The organism is Marinobacterium aestuariivivens, assembly GCF_042661465.1.
Classification (GTDB): Bacteria; Pseudomonadota; Gammaproteobacteria; order Pseudomonadales; family Balneatricaceae; genus Marinobacterium_A; species Marinobacterium_A aestuariivivens.
In genome coordinates this window covers 1483989-1507997 of the sequence record NZ_JBHSWE010000001.1, presented here as the reverse complement: position 1 = coordinate 1507997, position 24009 = coordinate 1483989, and the positions used below count along the sequence as shown (strand labels likewise).

The following is a 24009-nucleotide window of genomic DNA, read 5'->3' as shown; positions in this document are numbered from 1 at the left end:
CCAACGCTATTATTATTAACCTGGCGTACAAATAGGTTCCCTCCCTATTGGTACGTCACGCCACAGAAACGGGCGCAGGTGCGCGGACATGCTGGTTTCCGTGGCGTTTGCATTGGCCTGCGGCCAATGATGAAACGTCCCTGTTTCATGTATTAACCCGCCGGGTTAATATTAACCTGGCTGACAAATAGGTTCCCTGCCTATTTTGTCAGTCACGCCAAAAAAGCGGGCGCAGGTGCGCGGACATGCTGCCTTTTGTTGCGTTCGCATTGGCTTGCGGCCAATGATGAAGCATCCCTGCTTCATGTATTACTAACCTGGCTGACAAATAGGTTCCCTACCTATTTTGTCAGTCACGCCACAAAAGCGGGCCCAGGTGCGCGGACATGCTGGCTTTTGTGGCGTTCGCATTGGCCTGCGGCCGATGATGAAGGCATCCCTGCTTCATGTATTAACCCGCCGGGTTAATAATCTGGCAGAGTCCTTCCGGTCATCCTGTAGCGCCAGGTAGACATGGCGACAGGTTTCCGAGCGATTCGCGAGTTAGGTTCGATGAGCCAGCGATCGTTGATCTCAGGAGCCTCCGGCTCGCCTGCAGAACACTGAGGCTATGGGCCTGAAGCAGGTAATCAATCAGGGTGGGTCGTTCAGCCGGTTTCAGAGCTTTTTTCGATAACGTCTTTAAGCGCGCGGTTCTCCAGGCTCCAACCAGCGAACATCTGCTTCAGGTGTCGGCTTTCCTCTTCCAGCTCCTTGAGCCGCTAGATGTCCGGGGCTTCCCATCCCGTCGTACTTCGACTTCCAGTTGTAATAGGTCGCATCCGAAATATCATGATCCCGGCAGACCTCCTTGACGGTCCGGCCTGTCTCGACGGACTTCAGGGTCTGGACAATCTGAGACTCGGTGGAGTTTATCTTGCGCATGGCCCGTTCTCCTTCTGCATCGGTGCAGTAAGCATGAGAAGTCGTGCGTTCGCAGGTTCCTAGCCCTGTGGATAGTTCTGATGGTTTGGCCGCTGGAGGTCGGGTCGAACTGACCAGCTATCCTGGCGACCATTTTCCTGTTCGGCAGCCTCCGTCGGCGCTATACTCGCTTTCGGCCGCCCATGCCAACGACTGGTGCGATGCCGAAAAGCGGGTGCAGACCTCAGCCGGCCTGTTGGTGAGTCATGGTTGCGGGGCAATCCCCGGCTGGTGCTTAGCTCGATTGTAATGTGACAATTGGGCTGTTTCTCCTAATCGCCGCCTACTGTCTGGTGCTGATGATCAACAGCCTCTGGCAATCATTGTGCAGCGGGCGGGACTGAATCAAGGTACAGCTCTGTGCCCCAGCCTGCCTCATGGTTGCGGGTGACGAACTTTACCAAGAGGTTCGGCAACACGCCGGACCAATGCTGGATGCATCGAAACAGGACAAGAGATTCTCCCGCTAATTGCCTCACTGTGGCTGAAGCTCATCCGTTTGCGTTAACAGCTTATAGATTGAAGATCTTCACCTGGGTGACTAAACTCGTGCCTACAGGATGCTATTTGTAGCGTTAAAAATATGAAAAAAGTCGCACTAGATGCTGTGGATGTCCGAATTTTGAGTGCCGTGCAGCAGCATGGGCAAATAAGCAAAAATCGGCTTGCTGAATTGGTTAATCTTTCGCCAACGCCCTGCTGGCTTCGACTAACCAAGCTTAAAAACGCTGGTCTCATCACTGGTTATCGGGGGCAGGTCGCCGTCGATAAAATTCTCGACCTGACCAAGGTTTTTGTGACAGTCTCTTTGAAGTCACATAAAAAGTCAGATTTTGATCGGTTCGAAAAACGCATTCAGAGTATCGATGAGATTGTCGAGTGCTGCGCGACGGGTGGTGGTTGTGATTATGTGCTCAAAGTAATAACAATCAGCTTGTTTGATTTTCAAACATTAATCGAGCAGTTACTTGACGAAGAGATCGGAATAGATCGCTATTATATTTATGTTGTAACCAAGGAAGTTAAGTCAACGTCACTTAGTTTGTCGAAACTCATGGAAATCAGGAATCGTACAAACGTATAGATTTTACGCACAGTTGCAGGCTTTCAAGCCGGATCGATGAGCGTTTCAGGCGCACGCCACGTTCAGCTGGCAGATTTCTTCGAAGTCCCGGTCGCTGGTAGGAAAGTGGAGGTCCCGGCGAATCGAAAGGAGAGTGGCAGTAGGTGAAAAATGGCTGTTTTTTGGCTGGATCTACTGCCCTTGAATTCACTTTGTAGCTGAGCCAATGAAAAAAGCCGGCACAAGGCCGGCTTTTTTTCTAAAGGAGCACTAGCGTACTTCTGTTTTGAGGCCTTTGTAAAGGCTCACGCACATCAGCATCAGCACCAGAGTAAAGGGCAGCCCGGTCGTGATCGCACCGGCCTGCAGCGCCGTCAGCGCTTCGGAGCCGCCACCGATCAGCAACACACCGGCAATGATACCCACCAGCGTAGCCCAGAACAGGCGCTGCAGCATCGGTGCATCGGTCTTGCCGCCCGAGGTGATGCTGTCGATCACCAGGGAACCGGAGTCGGCCGAGGTGATGAAGAACACCAGTACCAGCATGACGGCGACGAAGGACATCAGCATGGTCAGCGGCAGGTTCTCGAACATCTGGAACATGGCCAGCGAAACATCGGAGATGCCACCCGCCAGAGCGCCGACGCCAGCCTGCGCCTGTTCCAGTGCAGTACCACCGAACACGCCCATCCAGACCACTGTCACCAATGTCGGGACCAGCAGCACGGCGGTCATGAACTCGCGCACGGTACGGCCTTTGGACACGCGGGCAATGAACATGCCGACGAACGGCGACCAGGACACCCACCAGGCCCAGTAGAACACGGTCCAGCCATGGAACCAGGTGCCGTCTTCACGACCGACCCAGTTGCTCAGCGGCACGATGTTCTCCGCATAGCTGCCCAGGATGGTGCCCATGGAGCGGAAGATCTCCAGAGTGGGACCCAGAACGATGACCAGCGCGACCAGGCCGGCGGCGATGATCATGTTGATGTTGCTGAGCAGCTTGACGCCACCATCGAGACCGCGCGCCACGGAAAGCAGTGCCACACAGGTCACGCCGACGATCACGGCGATCTGGGTGCTGATGTTGTTTTCGATGCCGAACAGGTAGTTCAGACCGCTGGCGGCCTGCTGAGCGCCAAGACCGAGGGAAGTCGCCAGACCGAAAATGGTCGCCAGTACCGCCAGGATGTCGATGACGTGCCCGATCGGCCCCCAGCAGCGTTCGCCGATCAACGGGTAGAAGGCCGAACGCACGGTCATCGGCAGGCCCTTGTTGTAGCAGAAGAAGGCCAGCGCCAGCGCCACGACACCGTAGATCGCCCAGGGATGCAGACCCCAGTGGAACATGGTCGCACCCAGCGCCATCGTAGCGCCTTCCGGCGTATTCGCGGCAACATTCAGAGGCGTACCGTACCAGTCGGTGTAGTAAGCGACGGGTTCGGCTACGCTCCAGAACATCAGACCGATGCCCATGCCGGCGGCAAACAGCATCGAAAACCACGAGACAGTGGAAAATTCCGGCTTGGCGGCGGCACCACCGAGACGGATCCGGCCGATCGGGAGTACGATCAGGGCCAGGCAGAAAATAACGAAGGCGTTACAGCTAATCATGAAGAGCCAGTCGAAGTTTTCGATCGACCAGCTCCGGGCGCCGGTCAGGGCAACCTTGGCTTCGGCGGGAAACAGCAGTGTTCCGATTATGAAAAGAAGAATCAGGCCGGCGCTTATGCCGAAAACAGGATTATGGATATCCATACCCATAATTTGAACGTTATCCTGCCCTAACTCGTAGTCCGTGTCGTATTCGTTTGACAATGTGGTGCTTTGAGCTGTGGTGCTTTGAGCTGTTTGGTTCATCAAGAAAATCCTGTCTATTCTGTTTTTATTATCACAGCGGCGGAATAAGTCCGAGTAGCTATCCTATGAAGAGTGGCCTTCGCTGTAAAATGACGTTTTCTAAGCAGGTTGATTAGTTCTGTTAGTGCTTGATCATCATATTCCGAATGCGGTCTCTGTAATTTAACTTATTGATTTTTATGGATTAATTCGTCTGTATGCAGAGGAATTGGTAGCTAGGTTAAGAAGCGGCGCGTTTTTCTAGACAAGTGACCTTAACCCGTTGGGGGGCGGTAAAGAGAACTTTTCTCCGGGTTGTCTGGTGTTTGAAATGTAGATATAGTCGGGTCTTTTACAAAGGGTCATTATTTAGGTTTCTGGTCGTCAAGTGAGGCGTTTAAAAATATTTTCTCGAGTGTTTGCAACAGGTTATTCACCTTGTCGAAGGTCTCTTGATATTCCGCATCGCAATCAGAATCGGCCACGATGCCGCCTCCCGCCCAGCAATACAGCCGTCCCTGAGTGGCGATCAGCGTACGAATACAGATACTGGTATCCATACGACCGTTGAAACCGATGTAACCGATGGAGCCGCAATAGGCGCTGCGTCGCTGGGGTTCTTGCTCCTCGATTACCTCCATCGATCGGAGCTTCGGTGCACCGGTAATTGATCCGCCCGGGAAGCAACCCTGCAGCAGGTCCAGAGATTTGCCGGGATGGTCCAGGCGGCCGCAAATGGTGGATACCAGGTGATGGACGTTGGCGTAGGTTTCGATTTCGAACAGCTTGGGGACTCGCACCGAGCCGATAGAGCAGGTTTTACCCAGATCGTTGCGCAGCAGGTCCACGATCATAAGATTCTCGGCGCGGTCCTTGGGGCTACGGCGAAGAGCTTCGACCAGACAGGTGTCTTCGCTGGCGGTCTGGCCGCGTGGGCGGGTGCCTTTGATAGGTTTGGTTTCCACCTCGGTCCCGCAGCTCTGAATAAAGCGTTCCGGGGACAGGCTCAGCAGGTCGCCGGAAGGGGTCGGCAGGTAGGCCGCAAAGGGCGTTGGGGCCACTTCGCGCAACGCCCGGTATGCACGCCAGCTGTCGCCAGTGAACCGGGCGCTAAAACGTTGGGCCAGGTTGACCTGGTAGCAATCTCCGGCCTCTATGTAGTCGATCACCCGACGAAACTTTTCACCGTATTGTTGCCGATCCATGTTCGCTGCAAAGGGCGTGCTCAGGGAAAATGATCCTGTTGGTTGAGATTGGACTGCGGTCAACAGCTGATGCAATTGCTTTAGCCGGGGCAGGAGTTCCTCTTGGTGGCAGGCCAGGGTAGCCAAGCGTTTCTGATGGTCGATCACCAGTGCCCAGTCATAGATGCCAACCTGCATCTCAGGCAGGTCGATATCCCGTTGTGCCAGTGCGGGCAATGACTCCAGCGTTCTTGCCAGGTCGTAGGCAAAATACCCGATTGCACCTCCTTTGAAGGGGAGGTCGGGGTCGCGGTCCCCGTTGGCTTCTGCTTCGATGATCCGCTTAAGAGCCATAAAGGGGGCGTCGCTAAGGGGGACGCGTGCACCCTCGGCGGTCTCCTTCCAGCAGCGGCCCATGTGCGAGACCACGCGGTACCTCGGTGCCGCGCTGATAATATCGAACCTCCCCCGTGACAGGCCCCGCTGCCCGCTGTCGAGAAACACGGGGTAAGGGAGATGGCGCAGTCGCTCGAACAACAGTGCGCTGTCGTCAGGGTAGGGCAGTGAGATTCTTGGCGCGGTTCGCTGGCAGGTTGTCATGGGGCAAAGTGGCAGCCTAAAGGCTGTTCCAACTCCGAATGATGGGTTGAAACCGGGTCTGCATGAGGGACCTCCAGGTATAGCCCGACGCAAGGCCGTGCATGCGATGCGCATATCGAGAAATGGCGCCAAGCAAGACCAGGCGTTCGTATATCGCAGGCACAATAAAAAACAGGCAGCACTGTTGAGTTGAGCCAGGTTTTCAACAGTCTGCCAAAGGAACGTCACCGAATAACGGAGGCGGAGTCCTATCGTTTGCGCTGGGCGTCCACCAAAACGTCCCGCAAGAGTTCTTCGGCACTCGGATGGTAAATGGGCATCTCGAGTACCTGCTCGGCTGTCATCTGGTGCGTGATGGCCAGTGCCAGTATGTGAGCAAGGTGCTCGGCCTGGTATCCGAGCAGCTCTGCGCCCAGAATTCTTCCGGTGCTAGCATCCAGGTACACTTGAATGCGGCCATCTACTTTGTTCCAGACGATATGCCGCGGGCTGGAGAATGGTAGCTCACCAACGACAATCTCCTGGTTCTGCAGTTCCCGGTAAGTTTTGCCGACTATTGCCATTTGCGGGTCGGTAAAGTAGATCATCAGAGGCGTGCGACGTTTGGCGTCCACTGTCTTCGGGTAGTTCAGGGCATTGTCCGCTGCGATACGGCCTTCGTCGAAGGCTTCGTGCCATACCGGTAAAACGTCGGTTGCATCGCCTGCGATGAAAATGGGGTGGCCGGGGTAGGCCAAGGTTTTCGGGTCGAACGAAAAATCGCCATACCGAGCACAGTCGACACCTGCAGCCTGAAGATCCAGGCGGTCGACATTTGACACCCTGCCTGTAGCAACCAGCACACGGTCGAATACCTTGGTTACCTGCTCGCCATTTGATCGTTGGTACTGGATCCAGGCGCCATCATCCTCCCAGGTTTTCTCCACGGTTCCGCTGGGATAGATCTCCAGTTCCTTGCTGAGGGTTTCGAGCGTTTCCTGCTGCATATCCGGGTGAGTAAGGCCGCCTATTCTTCCGGAGCGACCATACAGCGTCGTATCGACACCCAGGCGATGCAGTGCTTGCCCGAGTTCCAGCGCAATAACCCCCAGGCCGATTACAGCAACGGAGCGAGGCAGGTCTGTTATCTCGAATATCGTATCGCTGGTAAGGACACGTGACATAACAGGCTCGAACACTTCTCTGACTTCGGGCCGTGAGCCACAGGCAAGAATGATTTTCTTTGCCTTGACTTCGATTTCTTCGCCAACAAGCAGGTGACCTGGTGCGATAAAACGGGCGCGCCCTTCGATTTTATGGTGTGCAGGTATCTTGTCTACATACTGAAGATTACGTCCTACAAATCGATGGTCACGCTCCCTGCGTAATCGTTCCAGCACTTTGCTGCCCTCCACTGTTCCCTGGCTTTTGACACCAAAAAACTCACTGCTATCAATGTGGTGTGCATATTCGGCTGCAGTGATCAGTAGTTTGCTGGGCATGCAACCTACTCGTGCACAGGTGGTGCCGTAGGGACCGTCTTGAATCATTACCAAGCTATCCGTCTTGCGACTGATTTTGGAGTAAGCCCCCAGTCCGGCCGTCCCAGCTCCAATAATTGCATACTCGACGTCGATGGTTTTCATGTTTGGCTTGCTCCGTTGGTTCTAGTTATCACAAGGTGGTGAAAATACAGGCGTCAAGTCGTTCTTTCTATTGGTGCGCCGGGTTAATTTCATGAGGCTTCATACTGATGACATAAGGATCAGCGTATACTGATGAGCGCTACCTGTAAAACGATGCTTCCTAACCGCAATGCTTAGCATTTGTAATGCTGGCGGGCTTCTTGTCCTTCGTTTTTGCCGGTATCGCCGCCGGTGGCGGTTCCCATTGGAAAGTCGTGGTTGTAAGCCGAATGCCTGCGGCGGGTGAGGACAGGGGCAGTTGCTGGGTGGCGGTCACCCATGAACAGTGTTTTGCATTAGTTTTCGTTAACGATGTGCTTAGGAAGCATCAGTTTACAGTAAAGAGTTGGCTTTGCTAGGATTGCTGGTAGTCGGAAAAGTATATATAGAGGTCTTATAAAGTGTCGATTCATGAAGCAGAAATAAACTGGCAGCGGCAACCGCACAGCACAGAAGCAAACACTTACTCTCGCAATCATGTTGTTACTTTAAATGGTAATCAGAAGGTTGATGTTTCTGCCTCTGTAGACTTCAAAGGCGATCCCAATTGCGCGGATCCAGAGCAGATGCTTGTGAGCGCCGTCTCCAGTTGCCATATGTTGTTCTTTTTGGCGATTGCAGAGCTTAAAGGTTTTTGTGTGGAGTCCTATGAGGACAATCCGCAGGGATTTCTGGAGAAAAGCTCAAAGGGTGGGATGGAAGTTACACGTGTAATTCTGACGCCGAAGGTCGTTTTCAGTGGTGATAAGCGTCCGGATCAGGCCGCAATTTCCAAAATTCATGAGAGTGCACACAAAAACTGCTTTATCAGAAATTCAATAACGGCCAGCGTCGAAATCAATCATTCATAAACTTGATGTTTCGAGGAGAGAAAGTATGCCTATGAACTCACCAAAAGAAGATATTCTGCTTAGAACCGACAGTAATGGTGCGGTCTTTCTTTCTCTTAACCGGCCGGATAAGTTAAATACCTTGTCCGAAGCGATGTTGGCTGCCTTGCAAGTCGAACTGGACGATATCGCAGAGGACCCCGGTGTTCGGTGTGTGGTTATTAGCGCTGAAGGTCGTGGGTTCTGTGCAGGTCATGACCTGCAGGAAATGCGCTCAAATCCTGAGCGGGACTATTATCAGACATTGTTCAAGCGCTGCAGCAAAATGATGCAGAGCATCGTAGAGCTGCCAGTTCCGGTCATCGCAAAGGTTGGCGGCATAGCGGCTGCCGCTGGCTGTCAGCTGGTAGCCAGCTGTGATCTGGTTATTGCGGGCAGATCAGCTCGTTTCGCGGTACCGGGAATCAATGTTGGGTTGTTCTGTTCAACGCCTGCTGTTGCTCTTTCAAGAAGTATCTCGGCCAAACGAGCTTTCGATATGCTGGTGACCGGCGATATTATCGACGCAGAAACGGCGTTGGAATGGGGGCTTATTAGCAGTGTAGTGGACGACGCTGAACTGGATGATGCTGTTGCTGCGAAAGTAGAAAAGATTCTGAGCAAAAGCCCTTCTGCCGTTCGATATGGTAAATCCATGTTTAATCCGCAAAGGCAGATGTCGTTGTCCGACGCCTATGATTTTGCAGGCAATGTGATGGCTGAGAACATGATGAGCCACGATGCGGGAGAAGGCATTGATGCTTTCCTGGAAAAGCGGAAGCCTAATTGGGAAAAAATAACCCGTTAAAAGGTTTTCGTCATCGCTGCCGGAGAGGTTATCTGTCCGTTATTGGTGGAAAAGGCATAGCCTAAATTAAGTGTTGTCTATTTTTGTCATTACAATATAAGAGTGTTAATACTATGAATGGGTTATGTTCTTTTAATCAGGCGCTGGAAAAAACACCAGCTAATTATGTGGCGCTCTCTCCGCTAAGCTTTATCAAAAGGGCTGCGTCAGTTTATTCTGACAGGACGGCTTTGGTATATGGCGACACAACATATACCTGGAGCAAAACCTATCGACGTTGCCGTCAGTTAGCCTCTGTTTTAAAGGGGTATGGTATTTCCAGGGGAGATACTGTCTCTGTAATGCTGCCAAACGTACCCGCAATGTATGAGGCGCACTTCGGTGTTCCCATGACGGGGGCGGTTCTGAATTCGATCAATATTCGCCTGGATGCGGAAGCGGTTGCCTTTATTCTCAATCACAGTCGTACCCGGCTTTTGCTGGTGGATCCGGAGTATGCTGGCGTCGTAGAAAAAGCACTGTCGATGCTGGAGTGTGCGGCGCCTATCGTAATTAACGTTTCCGATCCGAGCTACGGCAAAGGGTCATCTATCGGTGACCTTGAATACGAAGGATTACTTGCCGAGCAATCGGAACTGGCTGAGTGCAAGCTACCGCTCGATGAATGGGATGCAATCGCATTAGGGTACACCTCGGGGACAACAGGCAATCCAAAGGGTGTGGTAACACACCATCGCGGTGCCTATCTGAATGCGGTAAGCAACGTCCTGTCCTGGGGGTTGGCCTCCAATGTCGTCTATCTGTGGACCTTGCCGATGTTTCACTGCAATGGTTGGTGTTTCCCCTGGACGCTGGCAGCAATCGGCGGAACGAACATCTGCTTGCGCAAGGTCGATCCGGAGCTGGTTCTGCAACTGATCAGGCAGCATGGTGTCACTCACTATTGTGGTGCACCGATAGTACATTCGATGATCGCTGATGCGGCATCGGTTCAGTCTTCACCCATCGAGCACAAAGTTGCCGGTCTTATTGCCGGAGCAGCACCACCTGCGGCGGTACTGGAGAAGATGGAGCGAATAGGGATCGAGCTCACCCATGTCTACGGTCTGACCGAGACCTACGGCCCTGCCACCGTGTGTGTTAAGCAGGATGATTGGGCTGATCGCACTCTGGAAGAGCGGGTCCAGCTCAACGGACGACAGGGTGTGACCTATCCGCTTCAGGAGGAGGTCGTGGTGCTCGATCCGAATACGCTGGAGCCGGTTCCCGCCGATGGCAAGACTGTGGGTGAAATTATGTTCCGGGGTAACATCGTAATGAAGGGTTATCTGCGCAACGAGTCGGCAACCGAGGAAGCATTTGCCGGAGGCTGGTTTCATACCGGAGACTTGGCGGTCGTGCATGCGGATGGCTATATCAAGATCTCTGACCGTTCGAAAGATGTCATCATTTCGGGCGGAGAGAATATATCGTCTCTGGAGGTTGAGGATGTTATCCAGCGCCACCCTGATGTAGAGCTCGTTGCGGTCGTACCTTTGGCGGATGAGAAGTGGGGAGAAGTACCTGCAGCGTTCGTGCAGCTGCGTAACGGTAGCGAACTGACGGAGCAGGCGCTGATCGATTTCTGTCGGGAAAACATGAGCCGCTTCAAGGCACCGAAGAAAATTATCTTTGAGCGTATACCAACGACCTCAACTGGAAAAATCCAGAAGTTCCTACTGCGTCAGCAACTTGCTTCAGCGGTTGCCGGCTAAATCAGCCCAGGAGGGGAGTCGTTGAATAGCTGCGCGGGAAGAGCAAAGCTATTCAGCCGGTATGCTGTTATAGTGGCTAGTCGTATGCTATCGACTGTGCGCATTCGCATGCGCGCAGTTGCTCTTGAGAGTACTTGGTATGTCACGACTCCCCCTGATCGCACTCTCGTATTTCGAGGTTGCCGCCCGAACCAAAAGCTTCGCCAAGGCCGCGAAGGAACTGAACGTCACCCCGGCTGCAATCAGTCACCAGGTCAAGGCGCTCGAAGAGTATCTGGGGGTTGAGCTGTTCGTTCGACATCATCGTCGCGTCAGCCTTACACCAGCCGCTCGCGCGTCATTGCCAGAGTTGCATGAAGGCTTCCAAATCTTAACTGATGCCGTTGATAAGATCCGTCTTTACAGCGAAGAGCGGAAAGTCATCACGGTCTGTGCTGAACCTCTGTTCGCCACGAAATGGATCGTGCCGCGTCTGCATCGCTTTTATGCCCGATACCCGGAAGCCGAGGTGCGGCTGCAGGCAAGCTTGCATTCAGTCGATCAGGCGCGTGGAAGCGCATTTGGCGTGTCGCAGCTGAAACGGGCAGGAATCGATGTTTCGGTGCGATTAGGTTATGGAGACTATGAAGATCTGGAACTACATCGCTTGATGGACCTTGACCTTGTTCCCATGTGTAAACCGGGTCTGGTTTCGGTTTCAGATGTCATGGAGTTATTGAATACGAAACCGCTATTATTCGATCGCACCCTGGCTCGCTTTGACGATCTTTGTGGGTGGCGAGAGTGGTTTCGACAGCAGGGCTGTGATGATCTGAAATCCTTTAAGGCGCTGCAGTTTGGTAATGGCCTGCTGGCGTTGGAAGCTGCGGTATCCGGGCAGGGGGTCTTATTAGGCGTTAAAGATCTGCTGCTCACGGAGCTAGATGCGGGCAAGTTGGAAGTGGTGGTTGATCGTCCGGTTCGATGTGCTCAAGCGTATTATGTGGTCAGTGCCGGTCTGAACATTGAACGCCCGATCGCCAGAGAGTTCCGTGAGTGGTTGTTGGATGAAATCAAGGTGCCTGATGCGTGAATACGAGCAAGTGGAAAATAGAATTATTAACCTGGCCTACAAACTGGCTCCCAGCCTATGCGTAGGTCAGGCCACAAAAACGGGCGCAGGTGCGCGGACATGCTGGTTTCTGTGGCGTTCGCATTGGCCTGCAGTCAATGATGAAACCTCCCTGTTTCACCTATTTCCCTGGCAAACATTCTTAGCCTGTCCCGTTAAACAGGTGCTTGTCGGCTTCGGCGGCAACGACCAGGTGATCAAATAGCGCCTTCACCCGAGCATTGCCACGCATATCCTCATGGATAGCGACCCACAGCTCCCCGGCAGGTTCCGGCAGCGGCGCCAATACCGTTGCGAGAGTGGGCCAGAGGGTTCCTACGATACAGGGCAACAGCGCCAGCAAGTCCCCTCTGCCGCGAGCGCGGCATTGGTGAGTAGGCTGCCAGAGCGTATCGGAATCTCCACTCCCGGTATGGCATCCTCAAGCCTCGAGGTTACCGGCCGTCCGTCCCAGTCGACAACTCTGCATTTGGCCAGTGCCGACAACTCGGTAACCCGGCCGAGTGATTCAGCGGTCGCCTTGCCGGCGTAGATCCCCCAATGGATGGTGCCTGCCTTGCGTGCAACCAATGTCTCTTCGGTCGGGCGTTTCGGTCTCAGGCTGATATCAGCCTCTCGGGCCGCCAGGCTCAACAGGCGGTTATCAGGGATAATTTCAACGGTAATGCCGGGATGCTTGCTGTGAAAGGTCGGGAGGTGGCGGGCCAGGAAAAAGGTGGTAAGCGATTCCGTGGCGGTCACCCGCAGGGTGCCGGTCAGTTGCCGGTCGCGGCCGGTGACGGAGCGGTCGGCGGCCAGTGCATCCTGCTCCATCCGCTCAGCGGCGCGCACCAGTTCAAGCCCCGCCTCGGTTGGCTGGTAGCTGCCCCGCAGCCGGTCAAACAACCGAGTGCCGAGCGCATCCTCGGTCCGTTCAAGCCGGCGAAACACCGTTGATAGCGTTACTCCCAGGCTTTCAGCTGCCCCCGGCAAGCCCTTGGCACGAGCGACGGCCAGCACCAGGCGGTAATCATCCCAAGAAATCATTAGCTTGCAATCCCGCAAATACAGTTGACGATTTTAACTCTATGTTTGCACATATGTAAGCTCTATCTTGATTGACGTCCCATCACGATGTTTCTGAAGGAGTCAGTTATGCGAGAGCTTCACATTTTGGGCGGCGGGTTTGCCGGCGTCTGGGCCGCCATGAGTGCGGCTGCCGAACGTGATACCTATGATGCCCGGGATGTCAGGATCCGGCTGTTCAGTAACAGTCCCAGCCTGACGATCCGCCCGCGCCTGTATGAGGGGGCCAGCCCGGATTTGCGCGTGCCGCTGGCACCGCTGATGAAGGAGATCGGTGTCGACTTCTCCGTGGCCGAGGCAAGCAACATCGTTCCACAGACCCGTACAATCCATTTTGCGGACGGTAGCGACAGTCGCTATGATCGTCTGGTGCTGGCCACCGGTAGCCGGCTGCGTCCACTCCCCATCCCGGGTGCTGATATCCATGCCTTTTCCATCGACACCTTCGAGGAGGCTTCGCGGCTGGACCGCCATCTTGAACAGCTGCCGCCCGGTGATGAAGCGTCGGCAACCGTCGTCATTATCGGTGCCAGCTTTACGGGGCTGGAACTGGCAACCGAGCTGCGCAGCCGCCTCGGCAAAGAGACACGCATCATCCTCGTCGACAGGATGACAAAGATCGGCGCGGATCTTGGCGCCAACCCCGAGCCGCACATCGAGGAGGCCATCAAAACGTGTGACATCGAGACGCGGCTCGAGACCGGGGAGAGGCAATCCGCGCCGATGCGTTAGAGCTCGACAGCGGCGAAGTGATCAAGACGTATACCGTCGTCCTTGCAACGGGCATGACGTCCAGTCCCCTGACCCGCTTCATCCCCGGCGAATACGACGAGTACGGACGTCTGAAGGTTGGCAGAGACCTCAGGGTCATCGGCTCAGAAGCGGTATTCGCCGCCGGTGACACGGCACATGCCCTGGCTGACGATATTCATCCCACCTACCTCTCATGCCAGCATGCGTTGGAGCTTGGCCGTTATGCCGGCCATAACGCATTGCACGACCTGGTTGGCTGTGAACTCATCCCCTACCGCCAGGCGTTTTACGCCACCTGTGTCGACCTTGGACCCTGGGGCGCCCTGTTCACCACCGGCTGGGATCGCGAGGTGCGAAAGACGCGGCATGAAGGCAAGGCGATGAAGCAACAGATCAACAACGAATGGATATACCCACCGTCACCGGCTATTGGAAAGGTCGAGATATTCAGGCACATCGCCCTGTCGGCAGAAATCGATACCTGATTAAACCGCCTCGTTTATGGATAATCCTGTGCTCTCGTCAGGCAAACCACCCAAGTGATGCTAATTGGAAGCTGATAGATGACCCGCGTGTTTGCGGGGTGGCCAGAGTGAATCGTTACCCCGTCACTCCCGCGAATGCGGGAGCCCCTCGAAGATGAACCTCGTCGCAACGCGCTTCGCTCAGGTTGACTATTTCCTAATTTGAGTGGAGTGGCTCGTCATGGGCGCGCTCCACTCTGCCTCAGGAGGACCTGGCCTTGAATTGGAATGGCCGTATGTAAACCTCCGCTGGCCATTATGCTGTTACTGAGGCGCCCTGTTCACTGATCGATGATCTTTGAACCACTACAGCCTGACGGGCACGAAGGTACAGCAGATCGCCTCTGCCATACTCAGTTCGGTTCGAAAAGTGTCACAAGCTTGGTATCTGAGCCCGAAAAGGCTCGATTAGGGGCTACGACTTTTGTTTTCCTGGTAGGTCTGGGTAATACCGGGCGGCAGGTTCTTCTACCGCTTTGATGAATGCCCGTGAAAGAGCGGGATGTACCCATCAAGCTAGTTTGTTCCGGTACTTCCGTATGCGGGTAAGGGGAACTTTCGAGTTGCGTCGCCAGCCTAGACTCACTCGAAAGCCCCAATCAGTTCAGATTGGCTGTTCGTACTGTCAACTCAGCAGAAGCGCGCCACCGATCACCGCGCCCGACACCAGCAGAACGATGGTGCAATACCCCATGATATCCCTGGCTTTCAGGCCGGCGATGGCCAGAGCCGGCAGGGCCCAGAAGGGTTGCAGCATGTTGGTCCAGCTGTCTCCCCAGGCAAATGCCATGGCGACCCTGGGAATGTCGGCATTGAGTGCCCGGGCCGCTTCCATCAGGATCGGACCCTGCACGGCCCACTGGCCGCCGCCGGACGGGATGAACATATTGATGATGCCGGCCGACAGGAAGCTCCAGGCCGGTAGGGTGTCCGCACTGGCGATATCGACGAACAGCTGCGCGAAGTCGCCCGCGAGTCCGGACTGGCTCATCATGCCCATGACGCCGGCGTAGAACGGGAACTGGATGATGACGCCGCTGGCGCCCTTGACCGCCTCGTTCATCAGGTCCAGGAAGTTGCGCAGGTTCCCGTGCAGCCCGATGCCGGCGAAAATCAGCGCGAAGATGATGACGTTGAGGTTCAGGCCGCCCCCTGCACGGCGTAGACGGCGACGCCCGTCAGCCCCGTGAGGGCGATGAGCAGCGCGGGCCAGCGGGCCCGCTCCAGGCGTTCCGCGGGCCGCTGGATTTCGACGCTGCGCGGCTCGGCCGTCTCGCGCCGGGCGTCGAGGGTGAACGGCTTGTCGATGCCCTTCATCAGCAGGTAGTTGGTCAACGGCAGGACGATGAACAGCGCCGCGACCAGGGTGATATTGAAGGGGCTGAACAGCGTCAGGCTGGTCGGCACCAGGCCGACGCTGGACTCGAGAAAATTGCCGGGCGTCGCCAGCGTCAGCGGAACCGAGCCGGAAAGGCCTGCGTGCCAGATCAGGAAGCCCGAGTAGGCGCTGGCAATCAGCAGGCGGTAGTCGACGCCGGCCACCCGCCCGGCCAGCTCCCGGGCGAGCACCGCGCCGATGACCAGGCCGATTCCCCAGTTCAGCCAGCTGGCGGCGAGGGATACCAGCGTCACGATGACGATGGCGCGGCCCGGCGTCGTCGCGGCCGCGGCCACGATCGAGACCAGCCGTTTGAACAGCGGCGTGGTGGCGACGACGAAGCCCGCCACCAGTATCAGGACCATTTGCATCGCAAAAGCGTGCAGCGTCCAGAAGCCATCCATCCAGTAGCCGAGCATTGCCGTCGGCGCCTGCCCCTTGAGGGTCACGCCGGCGACCAGGATGGCGAGGGTAATGAGTACCACGATCACAAGCGGATCGGGCAGGTAGCGGTCGAAGATGCGCGTGCATCCATTGGTCAGGTGGCGCAGCAAGGATCGGTTTCCCGGTGCGGCCATGGTGTTGTTCGTCATTTCTATTCTCCTTTTAGATGTCCAGCCTGAGGTCGCTGACCGGCACTGCCTGGCAGGTCAGGCACACGCCGGGGTCTTCCGGCTCTTGGCCGTTGAGGTGGTGCACCTGGCCGGACAGAATGCGTACGGCGCAGCTTTCGCATTGACCCACCCGGCAGCCGCTTGGCAGCTTCAGGCGATGCTTCTCCGCGAAATTGAGAATCGGGCCGCTCTCCGGAGTCCAGTTCAGGTTCAGGCGCTCGGAGCGGGCGAAGGTGATCCGGTAATCCCGGTGGCCTGCGGGATCGAGACTCAGGGGGACCGGAACGCCTCGCTGAAGATGTCGAAGGCGGGGACGCCGCGTTCGATCAGTTGCCCGGTGATGGCCGCCATCATCGGGGCCGGGCCGCACAGGTAGAAACGGGCGCGGCGGCCGATCAGGGCATCGGGCACGACCGCGGCGGAGAGCAGCTCGCTGGCGTCGTAGTCCCTGCCCCGGACATCCCGCTCCAGCGGTTCGCTGTAGTAGTCGATGACCCTGAGGCGCGGCAACTGCCGCTGCAGCGTGGCCAGACGCCGTGCGAACGCATGGGTGGCGCTGTTGCGGTTCGCGTAGTGCAGCCATGCCTCGGGCATGTCCTGTGCGTCGACCAGCGATTCGAGATAGCTGATGAAGGGCGTGATGCCGATCCCGCCGGCGAAGATCACCACCGGTTGCGGCAGCGACAGCGGCAGGACGAAGTTGCCGTTGGGTGCGCCGAGCTGGACGGTCTGGCCGGGCGCGAGCTTCTTGTGGATGTAGCCGGACATCCTGCCTTCGACGCCGTTACCCTGCGCGTCGACGGCCCGCTGGTGGCGAACGGCGATGCTGTAGCGCGTGCGGCCGTGCTGCCGGGCGGCGCCGGTCAGCGAGTAGGCGCGGATCAGCTCGCCGTCGCCGGTATCGACCCGCAGGGTGATGTGCTGGCCCGGCAGGTAGCCCGGCAGCCGCGAGCCGTCGGGCGTCTCCAGCTCCACGGCGGCCACGCCTTCGGCTTCCAGGGCGATACGGCTCACCCTGAAGGGTCTCCAGCCCTGCCAGCGGCGGCGCTCGCTGTCCTGATCCGGGGCGAGCGAGACGTCGCAGGGGAAGGCGCGCATCGGCACGGAGCCGCTGATCGGGTCCCTATGCCGGGCGCTGATCAGGTTGTTGTAGTTGCTGGTGCCGGCGCCGCTGACCGGGTAACCGTCGCGACCCAGTTCCCCGCAGGCCTGCCACCAGCCGAACTCGGCGACGATGACGTCGGTTGCCAGGTCGGGGCTCAGCAGGGCGCTGAAGCGCGCGCGGCCTTCGGTGGTTTCGATCTCCACCCAGTCGCCGTCCCGAATCCCTTTTCGTTCGGCCAGCGTCGTACTCAACTGGGCGACGGGCAGCGGCGACCGTTTGCGCAGCGAGACCAGTGACCGGTGCTGGCTGTGGCAGAAGTAGCCGCTTTTCACCGAGGTCAGGGTGCAGGGGTAGCGACCGTCGGCTGCGTCGTCCCTTGGCGCGTACGCGGGCAGGGGCGCCTGGCCGTTGCGCAGCAGGGTTTCCGAATAGAGCTCGACGCGCCCGGTCGGCGTGTCGAAGCCGCGCACCCGGCCCTCCAGTATTTCGGCGTACTTGCGGGTACGCTGTGTCAGCGGGACGCGTATGCCCTCGGGGTGCCGGCGCAGCCGTTCGACGTCCAGCCCCGCCGGTTGCAGCATCCAGTTCCAGCCGGCCTCGAGATTGCCGCCGAAAAACAGCTCGCTCATGCTGAGCTTTTCGGCCAGTGCGAATACGATCTCGGTATCGGACTTCGACTCTCCGCGCGGCGAGACCATGCGCTGGCGAAGCTGAACCTGCTCGACGGCCCGCTCGTCGATCTCGAAGCCCGCGCGCAGCGCTTCGCGCTCCCAGGGCGTGTTGACCGGCAGCAGGATGTCGGCGAACCGGGACGACGGCGTCTCGAACAGGTCGCAGTGCACGTGGAACTCCAGGCTTCGCAGGGCTTCGGTGCCGCGGGCCACGTCGCCCTGACTGACGAGGGTGTTGGTGCCGAAGCCGAAGAAGGCGCGCACCCGGTAGGGCTGGCCGTCGACGATCGCGGCGTAGAGGTCCCGGGCGTTGATCCAGCCCTGGGCGGCGGGCCCCAGCGGCCGCTTCTCCAGTCCCAGCGCCTTGCGCTTCTGGCCCGGGCCGATCAGCTCCTGGCCGTTCACCGGCCGCAGCGGCAACTGGCTGTAGAGGCGGTTGCCGCCCCGGGTGTCGAAGGCACCGGTCAGGGCATAGAGAATGGCCACCGCGCGTTCGGTCTGGGTCGCGTTTTCGTGCTGGCCGATACCGGTCCAGGCGTGGTACGCCACGCGCCTGCTGGAGACGAGGAGCTCGGCGGCCCGCGTCAGTTGCCCGGCGTCGACACCGGAAATCCGCTCGACGAAATCGGGGGTATAGTGGTCGCAGGCCTGCGCAAGGCGGGCGAAAACGGGTTCGCACTCGACCGTCTCCCCCGACCGGAGCCATACGCGGTAGCGGCCGTCGAGGGCGCAGCGCGCCGCGCCGGCAAGCGACGATTCGCAGCCGGGGTTATAGCGGACCGGGTGGCCGGCTTCGCTGTCCCAGATGACGTAGGCCGCGGCACCGTCGTGGCGGGGGGCGTCCGGCAGTTCGCAGTCATCGGCGCGCAGCAGGGTCGCATCGTCGCCGCGCACGAGGAAGGGCGCGTTGGTCCAGGCGCGGACGAAGCGTCTGTCGTAGCCGCCGCGCCCGATCAGCAGGCGGATCAGGCCCAGCGCCACCACGACGTCGGTCCCCGGCCGTACCCGCAGCCAGGCGTCCGCGCCGGCCGCCAGCGGCGTCTTGCGCGGGTCGATCACGATCATCCGCGCGCCCCTTTCGCGCCCGTTGCCGATCGCCGTGGCCTGGCTGAGCCAGGTATTGGTGGGGTTGTGGCCCCAGAGCATGATCAGGTCGGCGTTGGCGTAATCGGCCGTCGGCATGCCGCAGCCGAACGTGAAGGCGTGCGCATAGTCCTTGTGCCAGTTGCAGACCTCGGTGCCGTAGCAGATGTTGGGGCTCTGGAAGGCCCGCGCGAACCGCTCGATCCAGTCGATACTGTCGGAAATGGGCGTACCGCTGGGCGTGGTGACGCCGAAGGCGACGGCCTCGGCGCCGCTTTCCGCCTTGATGTCGGACAGCCGGGCGGCGATCTCGGCGATGGCGTCCTGCCATGAAATGCGCTCCCAGCCGGGATCCTCGTCCGTCTTGGGCCGGGTGCGCCGCATGGGGTACAGGATGCGGTTGGGGCTGTGCACCAGCTCGGGCGCGGCGCGCCCCTTCATGCACATGGCCGCGCCGGTCGGGTGTTCCGGGTCGGGCAGCACCTTGATGAGGCTGTCGTTTTCCACCCTGTTGAGCGTTCCGCACCGGGAACGGCACAGGGTGCAGTAGCCGCGTTTGTCTTCGACTGGCATGGAAATCTCCGGTATCGCGTCGGGTTTGATACCAAGCTATCCGGAGCGGATTTGTATTGCTAATATATATTCTTGAACAATAAATATTGATTTAAACAATAATGTCTACCGCTATCACGCTTCGACAACTCGAGTACCTGGTCGCCCTGGCGGAAACCGGGCAGGTTTCCCGGGCCGCGCTGCGGTGTCACGTCTCCCAGTCTTCGATGACCATCGCGCTGAAAAACCTAGAACGCAGCCTGGGGCGCAACTGTTCGAGCGCCACGCCAAGGGCGTGAACCTGACCGAGGCGGGGGAACGCTTCGTACTCAAGGCCCAGGGCATTCTGGCGGGCGTGGAGGAAGCCGTCGAAGAGCTCCGTCATTCGCCGGAAGACCTGTCGGGACGGGTGCGGATCGGCGTGACCGAAACTATCTCGGCCTACCTGATCCCGATGCTGGTGAGTTCGCTGTCCCGGCATTTTCCCAACCTGCAGATCGAAATGATCGAGCGCGACAGAACCAGCATCGAAAAGGGGCTGTTGGCGCAGGAGTTCGACCTGGCGTTCATACTCGTCTCCAATATGGAGGGCCGGCACGAACTCGAATACGAGACGATGCTCCGCTCGCCGAGAAGGCTCTGGCTGCACAGCGAAAACCCGCTGCAATACCGGGAGGGGCTGACCCTCGGGGATATCGCGCAGACCGATTTCATCCTGCTCGACATGGACGAGCACGTATCGACGGTGAAGCGCTACTGGGGTGCGCGCGGCCTGGAGCCGAAAGTCCATTTTAGTAGCCGTTCGCTGGAGGCGGTGCGCAGCCTCGTCGCGCTGGGGCAGGGGGTCACCATTCTGTCGGACCTGGTCTACCGGCCAATATCCCTGGAGGGCCGGCGCATCATTCGCCGGGACCTCGACGATACCCTGCCGACGATGGATGTCGGCTGCGTGTGGAAAAAACAGGAGCCTCAACCTCGCGTTATCGGCGCCGTCATCGACTTTATTCGCAGGTCTATAAGCGAAAGTGGGTAGTCTTTATTTTTTATCTCTCAGAACGTACCTGATCCACTGACCGAGTTGTAGGGCACGCGAGCACGTATACCGTTCGCGCTACCTGTGGGCGCTAGTCTTCAGCCAACATACACTGCCACATATCCGGACTTTTGATCAGGCTGTCGCTCTTGGCGCTGATGGAGTGGGTTGACCGAGTTCACTAATCTATTTCGGGCTCCACTGCCAGAATAGCGTCAACTCCACGCACATGGGGCACTCGATACTTGTGCGCAATAGTCCGGCAGCTTGGGTCAGTGATGTTTGCCTATTTGCACTTGCAGATGGGAAACGGGTGTAAGTTAAAGTGAAGGTTGCTGATTTTTTGTTATTAATATACTGCTTATAAATCACAGCCAAGTCAGCCATGCATTGGAGACGTACGTTACTCGAGGTTGCCGGACAGGCTGCTCATGTGACTGATCGGGATCGGGTTTGGCGGCCGTCGACGGACGACGACCTGGCTCCGGTGTTGCGAGGCAGGCGTCACACGTGATTCGAGGGGCGAAGCCGGGCCAGCAATCTGACTAAGTCGCTGTACTTCGTAGTCTTGCCGACGAGGTAACGGTCATCGACGATCATGCTGGGAATCGATCGGATATCGAACCTTTCGGCTCTCTTGCGATCGGATTCGAGCCCGGCCTCGACTTCGTCTGAATGCATCGTCTGCTCGAACTCAACCGTATCGAAACCCAGGCAGGAGGCGACGCCGAGCAGGGTGTCGATGGCGCCGATGTTGTTGGCCCGCTGCAGGTGCTCCTGCTGTACCAGGTCGAAGAAGTCCCAGTGCGTGTCCTGGCCACCCAGCAGCTCGGCGGCCTTGGCGCCTTTCGCGGCGAGCAGTCCGCTAGGGTAGTTGAAGGGCGCCGCGCGCATGCCTTCTATGTTGAAGCGCCTTGTGCCTTCGAAGCGCTGGCAGCTCTGCCAGTGGTTGAGGATCTCCTTCTTGGCATTTTCCAGCGAACCGAAGCGCAGTTTCATTTCGTGGTCGTTGCGCTGAAGAACGAAGGCCCGGTGGTGCACTTCGACCAGCCCTTCATCCGCCAGCTTTCTCAGGATGGGCGACTGGATGTAGCACCAGCCACAGACGGCATCGTGAAAGAATTCGATCCTGTATTTCGGGTTCATGTCATTCTCCAAAGGGAACTCGTCGTGGTGAGCGGGGCCCGAGCCCCGGCACTTTCCGTACTGCCAGACCCGGATGTAAGGGGTATGCAGGCCCGGGAACGGACCTGCTGGATCATCTTCCTCAATGGTCGCGCAGGGGCAGCGCAACCGGGCGGATGGGGGCCGCATCGGCACCGCGCAGTTTCAGCGAGCCGCCGATGAAGGCGAATTCGTAGAGACGGTCCTGCGACAGCTCCTCGAGATAGACCAGCTCCATGATAGGGGCGCCCTGTTCCGCCAGCAGATAGGTGTGCAGCGGCACATAGTTGTTTTCCACTTCGGACGGGAAAGCCTCGAAACTGAGGTTGTCGGCCCCGACCACCATGGCGCCGCTCTCCTCGACCAGGAAGCGTGCCGCGGCCATGCCGAGCCCGGGCGGGTTGTTCATGTAGGCTTCGGCGTCGTTGTAATGCTTCATTCGACCGGTGCGGATCAGTACGATATCGCCTTCCTGCAGGCTCAGCTGCTGCTTTTCGAGGGTTTCGACGAGGTCCTGACGGCTGATGCGATAGCCGTCGGGCAGCATCTCCATACCCTTGGCGGCGGCGACGTCCAGCAGCACGCCGCGTGCGATGAGCGGCGGTATTTTTTCCGCCCCGGCGACGCTCCAACCGCGGTCCCCAAGGTGTTCGCTGGCCTCGAAGCCGTTCCAGATCTTGCCGTTCAGGCCGAAGTGACTCAGTGCATCGATATGGGTACCCATGTGCGTGTACATCGAGACCGCCGCACCGGTATAGCTGACATGCTCGTTCATCTCTTCGCCCAGGTGCAGCGGGTCGTCTATCACCGTGCCATGGGGTGTATGGGTCATCCAGATGCGGTAGTGGGGGTCGCCCGCCGCCTGCCAGCTGGGCATGCCGATAAAGTAGTCGACCGAGAGGTCGTAGGATTTGCCGCCGGCGATACGGGACAGGATGGCGGCCCGGGATTCGGGCGTGATCAGGTTGAGGCGGCCGATCTCGTCATCGGGCCCCCAGGGGCTGATACCGACATCGCGAGCGTCGCTGGCGCTGGCGGAGCCGGTAACCAGCAGTGCGGCCAGAGCCAGTCGGGACAGAGTGCTTTTCATGGTCATTCTCCAGTCTGTAGGTGGGCGTGGTGTTCCCCTGTTCGCTGGAACCCACAATAAGGGGATTCGGAATTTTAATAATCTGGGTTAATGGAATAAGATTGTTCACGAATGTGTACTATTAAGGGCCGTTATGGAAAGGCTGAACGATATCGCGGTGTTCATTCAGGTGGTCGAAAGCGGCAGTTTCACGGCGGCGGCCGAGCGATTGGGTATCTCCAAGTCGGTAGTCAGCAAATATGTCACGCGGCTTGAAAACGGTCTGGGGGCCCGCCTGCTCAATCGCAGCACCCGGCGAATGAGCCTGACGGAAGTGGGGCAGACGTTCTTTCTCCAGAGCCGACGCGGGCTCGAGGCCATCGAAAACGCCGAAGCGGAGGTCTCCCGGTTGCAGGAGGCACCGCGCGGAATGTTGCGAATCAATGTGCCGATGTCGTTCGGGATACTCCATATCGCGCCGCTGTTGCCTGCGTTTCAGGCGCTCTATCCGGATGTCTCGGTCGACATGGGCCTTGAAGACCGTCATGTGGACCTGATCGACGAAGGAGTGGATCTCGCTATCCGCATTGCCGAGATGCCCGATTCTTCGCTGGTGGCCAGGCGGCTCGGACCCTGCCGTCATGTGGTCTGCGCCGCACCGGAGTATCTGGCGCGAAACGGGGCTCCGCGGGTGCCCGAGGACCTGCAGCACCACAACGCCATCTGCTACAGGTATCAGGACTCGCCCAATGTGTGGTGTTTTATTGCGCCCGACGGCCGCCTGATATCGGTGCCGGTATCCGGTTCTATTCAGACCAATAACAGCCTGGCGCTCAAGCAGGTGCTGCTCGCAGGAGGCGGCATCACCCTGACGCCCACTTTCGTTGTCGGCGACGACATTAAGGCGGGGCGGCTGCAGGCGGTACTCGGCCGATACAGGACCAAGGAGGTGTCGATCTATGCCGTCTACCCGCAGCGGCGTCATCTCTCGCCGAAGGTGCGGGCCTTTGTCGATTTTCTGGCGCAGCGGATGACCGAGTGCCCCGCCTGGGATCTGCGCCCTGATATCGGTGCTTCCGGGGTGTGATGGCGCAAGCGCCGGGGAGCGGACAGCTGTCGACAGCCTATACTGGGAAGCAG

Annotated in this window: 19 protein-coding genes and 2 pseudogenes; 11 read left to right on the top strand and 10 right to left on the bottom strand. The window is 58.0% G+C overall.

Translation table 11 applies throughout. The features are described from left to right. Positions 1 to 665: 665 nt before the first annotated feature. Positions 666 to 924, bottom strand: a pseudogene (locus ACFQDL_RS07905) (transposase); the annotation flags it as partial. A 622-nt stretch (positions 925 to 1546) separates the two neighbouring features. Between ACFQDL_RS07905 and ACFQDL_RS07900 the strand changes: the two are divergent. Continuing rightward, entirely contained in the window at positions 1547 to 2047 is a 501-nt protein-coding gene (locus ACFQDL_RS07900; RefSeq protein ID WP_379908533.1) for an Lrp/AsnC family transcriptional regulator, read from the top strand. A gap of 249 nt (positions 2048 to 2296) precedes the next feature. Here ACFQDL_RS07900 and ACFQDL_RS07895 read toward each other — a convergent pair whose 3' ends face one another. The 3 genes from ACFQDL_RS07895 to ACFQDL_RS07885 form a co-directional block, all read right to left on the bottom strand. After that, the gene (locus tag ACFQDL_RS07895) at positions 2297 to 3793 is read right to left on the bottom strand and encodes a BCCT family transporter (protein WP_379908532.1); all 1497 of its coding nucleotides are present in this window, start codon (positions 3791 to 3793) and stop codon (positions 2297 to 2299) included. A 440-nt stretch (positions 3794 to 4233) separates the two neighbouring features. Next, positions 4234 to 5589 carry an aminodeoxychorismate synthase component I gene (pabB, locus tag ACFQDL_RS07890; RefSeq protein ID WP_379908531.1) on the bottom strand — a complete coding sequence of 452 codons (1356 nt, stop codon included), beginning with the start codon at positions 5587 to 5589 and terminating at the stop codon, positions 4234 to 4236. 311 nt (positions 5590 to 5900) lie between these two features. After that, positions 5901 to 7277: a dihydrolipoyl dehydrogenase gene (locus ACFQDL_RS07885; RefSeq protein ID WP_379908530.1), complete on the bottom strand. Its 1377-nt coding sequence runs from the start codon at positions 7275 to 7277 to the stop codon at positions 5901 to 5903. Positions 7278 to 7717: 440 nt separating this feature from the next. Between ACFQDL_RS07885 and ACFQDL_RS07880 the strand changes: the two genes are divergently transcribed. From ACFQDL_RS07880 to ACFQDL_RS07860, 5 genes are all read left to right on the top strand, one after another. Beyond that, positions 7718 to 8167, top strand: a complete 450-nt coding sequence (locus ACFQDL_RS07880) for an OsmC family protein (protein WP_379908529.1) — start codon at positions 7718 to 7720, stop codon at positions 8165 to 8167. 25 nt (positions 8168 to 8192) lie between these two features. Then, positions 8193 to 8993: an enoyl-CoA hydratase gene (locus ACFQDL_RS07875; protein WP_379908528.1), complete on the top strand. Its 801-nt coding sequence runs from the start codon at positions 8193 to 8195 to the stop codon at positions 8991 to 8993. Between the two features lie 113 nt (positions 8994 to 9106). Further along, entirely contained in the window at positions 9107 to 10747 is a 1641-nt protein-coding gene (locus ACFQDL_RS07870) for an acyl-CoA synthetase (RefSeq protein WP_379908527.1), read from the top strand. A gap of 139 nt (positions 10748 to 10886) precedes the next feature. After that, the gene (locus tag ACFQDL_RS07865; RefSeq protein WP_379908526.1) at positions 10887 to 11819 is read left to right on the top strand and encodes a LysR family transcriptional regulator; all 933 of its coding nucleotides are present in this window, start codon (positions 10887 to 10889) and stop codon (positions 11817 to 11819) included. Continuing rightward, positions 11812 to 12063, top strand: coding sequence for a hypothetical protein (locus ACFQDL_RS07860; RefSeq protein WP_379908525.1), 252 nt, complete (start codon positions 11812 to 11814; stop codon positions 12061 to 12063). The genes ACFQDL_RS07865 and ACFQDL_RS07860 overlap by 8 nt, the downstream gene beginning before the upstream one ends. A 110-nt stretch (positions 12064 to 12173) precedes the next feature. Here ACFQDL_RS07860 and ACFQDL_RS07855 read toward each other — a convergent pair whose 3' ends face one another. Next, a complete protein-coding gene (locus ACFQDL_RS07855; protein WP_379908524.1) occupies positions 12174 to 12884 on the bottom strand; it encodes a LysR family transcriptional regulator in 711 nt (236 codons plus the stop codon). Between the two features lie 108 nt (positions 12885 to 12992). Between ACFQDL_RS07855 and ACFQDL_RS07850 the strand changes: the two genes are divergently transcribed. Both ACFQDL_RS07850 and ACFQDL_RS07845 read left to right on the top strand, forming a co-directional pair. After that, the gene (locus ACFQDL_RS07850) at positions 12993 to 13655 is read left to right on the top strand and encodes an NAD(P)/FAD-dependent oxidoreductase (protein WP_379908523.1); all 663 of its coding nucleotides are present in this window, start codon (positions 12993 to 12995) and stop codon (positions 13653 to 13655) included. Between the two features lie 17 nt (positions 13656 to 13672). Continuing rightward, a complete protein-coding gene (locus ACFQDL_RS07845) occupies positions 13673 to 14161 on the top strand; it encodes an NAD(P)/FAD-dependent oxidoreductase (protein WP_379908522.1) in 489 nt (162 codons plus the stop codon). A 664-nt stretch (positions 14162 to 14825) separates the two neighbouring features. On the opposite strand, the pseudogene ACFQDL_RS07840 reads toward ACFQDL_RS07845, so the two are convergent. The 3 genes and pseudogenes from ACFQDL_RS07840 to ACFQDL_RS07830 form a co-directional block, all read right to left on the bottom strand. Continuing rightward, a pseudogene (locus ACFQDL_RS07840) lies at positions 14826 to 16156 on the bottom strand (short-chain fatty acid transporter). A gap of 28 nt (positions 16157 to 16184) precedes the next feature. After that, positions 16185 to 16562, bottom strand: a complete 378-nt coding sequence (locus ACFQDL_RS32940; protein WP_465263953.1) for a 2Fe-2S iron-sulfur cluster-binding protein — start codon at positions 16560 to 16562, stop codon at positions 16185 to 16187. Continuing rightward, positions 16463 to 19624 carry a molybdopterin-dependent oxidoreductase gene (locus tag ACFQDL_RS07830; RefSeq protein ID WP_379908520.1) on the bottom strand — a complete coding sequence of 1054 codons (3162 nt, stop codon included), beginning with the start codon at positions 19622 to 19624 and terminating at the stop codon, positions 16463 to 16465. Before ACFQDL_RS07830 ends, ACFQDL_RS32940 begins: the two co-directional genes overlap by 100 nt. Positions 19625 to 19725: 101 nt before the next feature. Here ACFQDL_RS07830 and ACFQDL_RS07825 point away from each other — a divergent pair, with 101 nt between their 5' ends. Beyond that, complete coding sequence (locus ACFQDL_RS07825; RefSeq protein WP_379908519.1) at positions 19726 to 19902, top strand: LysR family transcriptional regulator; 177 nt, start codon at positions 19726 to 19728, stop codon at positions 19900 to 19902. Then, positions 19899 to 20636, top strand: a complete 738-nt coding sequence (locus tag ACFQDL_RS07820) for a LysR substrate-binding domain-containing protein (RefSeq protein WP_379908518.1) — start codon at positions 19899 to 19901, stop codon at positions 20634 to 20636. The genes ACFQDL_RS07825 and ACFQDL_RS07820 overlap by 4 nt, the downstream gene beginning before the upstream one ends. A 504-nt stretch (positions 20637 to 21140) precedes the next feature. Here ACFQDL_RS07820 and ACFQDL_RS07815 read toward each other — a convergent pair. Both ACFQDL_RS07815 and ACFQDL_RS07810 read right to left on the bottom strand, forming a co-directional pair. Beyond that, positions 21141 to 21782, bottom strand: coding sequence for a DsbA family oxidoreductase (locus ACFQDL_RS07815; protein ID WP_379908517.1), 642 nt, complete (start codon positions 21780 to 21782; stop codon positions 21141 to 21143). Between the two features lie 121 nt (positions 21783 to 21903). Next, positions 21904 to 22890 (bottom strand): cyclase family protein, encoded by a 987-nt coding sequence (locus ACFQDL_RS07810; RefSeq protein WP_379908516.1) that lies wholly within the window; start codon positions 22888 to 22890, stop codon positions 21904 to 21906. A 133-nt stretch (positions 22891 to 23023) separates the two neighbouring features. Between ACFQDL_RS07810 and ACFQDL_RS07805 the strand changes: the two genes are divergently transcribed. Next, a complete protein-coding gene (locus ACFQDL_RS07805; RefSeq protein ID WP_379908515.1) occupies positions 23024 to 23956 on the top strand; it encodes a LysR family transcriptional regulator in 933 nt (310 codons plus the stop codon). The last annotated feature ends 53 nt before the right edge of the window (positions 23957 to 24009 follow it).

Bases quoted from the DNA above. Each gene is read 5' to 3' on its own strand.
- ACFQDL_RS07895 (WP_379908532.1), bottom strand. From the start codon at position 3,793: ATGGGTATGGATATCCATAATCCTGTTTTCGGCATAAGCGCCGGCCTG.
- ACFQDL_RS07810 (WP_379908516.1), bottom strand. From the start codon at position 22,890: ATGAAAAGCACTCTGTCCCGACTGGCTCTGGCCGCACTGCTGGTTACC.
- ACFQDL_RS07830 (WP_379908520.1), bottom strand. From the start codon at position 19,624: ATGCCAGTCGAAGACAAACGCGGCTACTGCACCCTGTGCCGTTCCCGG.
- ACFQDL_RS07865 (WP_379908526.1), top strand. From the start codon at position 10,887: ATGTCACGACTCCCCCTGATCGCACTCTCGTATTTCGAGGTTGCCGCC.
- ACFQDL_RS07815 (WP_379908517.1), bottom strand. From the start codon at position 21,782: ATGAACCCGAAATACAGGATCGAATTCTTTCACGATGCCGTCTGTGGC.
- ACFQDL_RS07850 (WP_379908523.1), top strand. From the start codon at position 12,993: ATGCGAGAGCTTCACATTTTGGGCGGCGGGTTTGCCGGCGTCTGGGCC.
- ACFQDL_RS07805 (WP_379908515.1), top strand. From the start codon at position 23,024: ATGGAAAGGCTGAACGATATCGCGGTGTTCATTCAGGTGGTCGAAAGC.
- ACFQDL_RS07885 (WP_379908530.1), bottom strand. From the start codon at position 7,277: ATGAAAACCATCGACGTCGAGTATGCAATTATTGGAGCTGGGACGGCC.
- ACFQDL_RS07855 (WP_379908524.1), bottom strand. From the start codon at position 12,884: ATGATTTCTTGGGATGATTACCGCCTGGTGCTGGCCGTCGCTCGTGCC.
- ACFQDL_RS07875 (WP_379908528.1), top strand. From the start codon at position 8,193: ATGCCTATGAACTCACCAAAAGAAGATATTCTGCTTAGAACCGACAGT.
- ACFQDL_RS07870 (WP_379908527.1), top strand. From the start codon at position 9,107: ATGAATGGGTTATGTTCTTTTAATCAGGCGCTGGAAAAAACACCAGCT.
- ACFQDL_RS07825 (WP_379908519.1), top strand. From the start codon at position 19,726: ATGTCTACCGCTATCACGCTTCGACAACTCGAGTACCTGGTCGCCCTG.
- ACFQDL_RS07900 (WP_379908533.1), top strand. From the start codon at position 1,547: ATGAAAAAAGTCGCACTAGATGCTGTGGATGTCCGAATTTTGAGTGCC.
- ACFQDL_RS07860 (WP_379908525.1), top strand. From the start codon at position 11,812: ATGCGTGAATACGAGCAAGTGGAAAATAGAATTATTAACCTGGCCTAC.